1 protein-coding gene is annotated in these 3,028 nt (G+C 52.2%); it reads right to left on the bottom strand.

What is annotated here, in order from left to right; genetic code table 11:
- Positions 1–99 precede the first annotated feature (99 nt).
- The gene (locus AAF564_26550; protein ID MEM8489133.1) at positions 100–2,703 is read right to left on the bottom strand and encodes a PQQ-dependent sugar dehydrogenase; all 2,604 of its coding nucleotides are present in this window, start codon (positions 2,701–2,703) and stop codon (positions 100–102) included.
- Between the last annotated feature and the right edge of the window lie 325 nt (positions 2,704–3,028).

The following is a 3,028-nucleotide window of genomic DNA, read 5'->3' on the forward strand; positions in this document are numbered from 1 at the left end:
CGATCGGTCAGTTCCGTTTGGGCACAACGCTGGCCGCCCGTTCTGGACCCCCGCTACAGGGGTTCAGAACGGGGCGTTGGGGGGGCCATGGAGATATTGTTATTTGACCAGCAGCATTTTGCGGCTCTCGACAAAGTCGCCCGCCCGCAGTTCGTAGAAATAGGTGCCGCTGGGTAAGTCTTGTGCTTCAAAAACAACAGACTGCATACCCGCCGGCTGCGTAGCATCTACCAAAACGCTTACTTCTCGTCCCTGCACGTCGTATACAGCCAATCTAACTGGTCCTGTCGCTGACAGCGTGTAGCTAATCGTAGTGGCCTGCGCAAACGGGTTGGGATAGTTTTCGTGCAAGACTGTGCCGTCAGGCAGTTCGGGCGTTTCATCTTCGATGTCTGTGCCTCCAGCGAGCGAAACGATCCACTCATGGATCATAGCCACAGCGGTAGTATCCAGTTTGTTTTTGGCCAGCGGTGGCATTGCAGCGCCGGTTTGCAGCTGGCTGATTCTTTGATACAGAATGGAAGCTTCGGGGTCCCCCGGCACAACTATCTTGGCGCCGGCAATGCCGAGTTCATCTACCACATCCCCGTTGATTACTCCCGCGTCTTCCAGCGAGATCTGCAAACGTAAATCCATTACCGAGCGGGTCCCACCTCCCGGCTGATGACATCCTGCACAGTTGGAATCAAGGTAAGAGCGCGCCCGCTCTTCGAGGCTTGCACTCTCATCCGCCAAATTTTTCGAAGTCAGGACTTGCGACAATCCATTGATGTTGATCGCTGGACTAAAGACACCGATATGATTCAGGCTTTCAAGCTGGTTACCCACGCGTCCGGTAACTGGATACAATTGATCGCTATTCATTTGCCGCGTCTTGGGGCCGAGCACATAACCGGCGGCTGACGTGTGGCAGGCAAAACAATCACTCTGGCCTGGGAAGTACCATGTTTGTTGCCTTGTACCGCCACCTGCTTCTGTAATAGTAAAGTCTTCAGTCACGGATGCCTCCAGCAGGGTTGCATCTGTGCCGGCTTCATTCCACTGGTAGGTAAAACCATAATAAACGTTGTTTTCACCATGCACCAGAAAGCGTGTCTCCAGGCGGCGTGTATCTCCAGGGGCCGACTCATCCAGCGCAAGCTCAAAATGTTTGATAAATACCGTGCCAGTCGGGTAGGTCCAGTCTTCTGTTTCCTGGTAAAGAATCTGCTCAGACGGTGTATTTTGGGTACCGTCATTCGGGATGGCTACCCATCGAAACTTCTCTGCGCCATCAGACCAAAGCGGTGCAATAATGTCATACGGAATAACACCAGCCGCTGGCGTCAAGGAAGCCAGGTCCGCAAATGCACCCGTTTCAGATAGCAAGGTGGGCAGCGTACCACCGCTTCCGCCACCCGACGAACCCAGCTTGTAAATTGAGTTCCACCCTTCTACCCCGATGTAAAGCTCGCCGTCAGCGTCTTCACCGAGGGTATAAGGATTCAGCGGCACAGTTGTCAGTTCTTCTTTTTCAGCGGTTGGCCCACCAGTGACATCCATGGCCCAGACTTTCTTGCCACAGTAGTCAGTAAAAATGTATTTCCCTACGAGCTCGGGCATCGCTGTACCGCGATATACGTACCCACCAATGACTGCACAATTGCCATCTGCTTTTGGGTATTCATGTAGCGGATCAACCAGTGCGCCAATCATTTCACTGTCGGAAGGACGCGCCATATCTTCCGGCCGGTCAATGGTCCCCTCTCGGAAGGGCCAGCCATAGTTGCCCCCTTTTTCCAGAAGGTTAACTTCTTCTCGAATTTGCAAGCTGTTGGAGCCGGCATTGCCGATGTAAATGAGGCCAGTCACCCGGTCGATTGTCATCCGATGCGGATTACGCGAACCTATAGTGTAATACTCTTCAAAGATGCCCCCATTTTCATCAAGAAAAGGGTTGTCACTGGGGATGTAGTACCCCACACCTGAAATACCTTTTTCTGTATCTGCTAGTGTTCTGCGAGCAGGATGGCTTATCGCCCCGCCCTGCATGTCAACATCGATACGCAGTACACCGCCAGCCAACATCTCGTCAATATTCTGCGACTGTTCTTTATAGCCGAGATCGCCAATTGCTACATAAAGAAAACCATCTTCGCCGAACAGCAGGCCGCCCCCGCGGTGCAACGTGGGGCCCAGTTCCTGTTCAAGCATGACCAACTCACTACCCGGATCGCCAGTGGTTGTCCCGGTGAAGCGGGAAAGACGCAGCACCTGGCCGGCGTCTTTATTGGCCGTATAATACATGTAGATATACGCCGCATTAGGAGAGCCAGCTACATTATACTCAGGGTGAAATGCAAGCCCTAACATGCCTGAGTCTTGACCACTAAAAACCTGCGTTTGCAGATCCATAAACAGGTCTCGACCGATCAGACCATTTTCAGTAGCAGTGAACGTGTAAATACGGCCATTCTGCTCAGCGACAAAAATGCGTTCGCCGCCCGGCTCAGGTGTGATGCTTAGCGCGCGGTCGGTAGGTCTTTGCTCAGATGACACTTCATACACTGAACCCAACGTCTCTGGGAAGATGCTATTGAGAAACGGGGAAACGGCAACAGGCTCATCCAATGCGATGTCCTGGTACACACCAAATGCCAGCAGCACAAAAACACCAACTAAAAAGGACCACGTAAAGGAGGAAGCAGACTTGAGATTAAACATAACCAGATTTGCGGGTTGAGAAAACGCTTGCCAACCACGCATTGGGGTTATACGTGCGATAACCCGGGAGCTGATTCACAGGCTGATAGCCTGGGTGTGTTTGCGCCGCAGCAGCGGTTCCTAAAATGAGAACAGCTCACCCATGCAGGTGAAAAAATAGCGTAAGGTGGGGGCGCAAATGGGGATGGGGAGACCTGTAAAATACGAACGAACAAAAGCTGTCAGAAGTTCACCAATTCCTGGAGCCGGCACGATTAAACTGAAAATTAATTTTGCAAATGCTCAAGCGAGAATAGATGATCCGTATCACCGAGCGGTGCATGGC

Source organism: Bacteroidota bacterium (assembly GCA_039111535.1).
Classification (GTDB): domain Bacteria; phylum Bacteroidota; class Rhodothermia; order Rhodothermales; family JAHQVL01; genus JBCCIM01.

Bases quoted from the DNA above. Each gene is read 5' to 3' on its own strand.
- AAF564_26550 (MEM8489133.1), bottom strand. From the start codon at position 2,703: ATGTTTAATCTCAAGTCTGCTTCCTCCTTTACGTGGTCCTTTTTAGTT.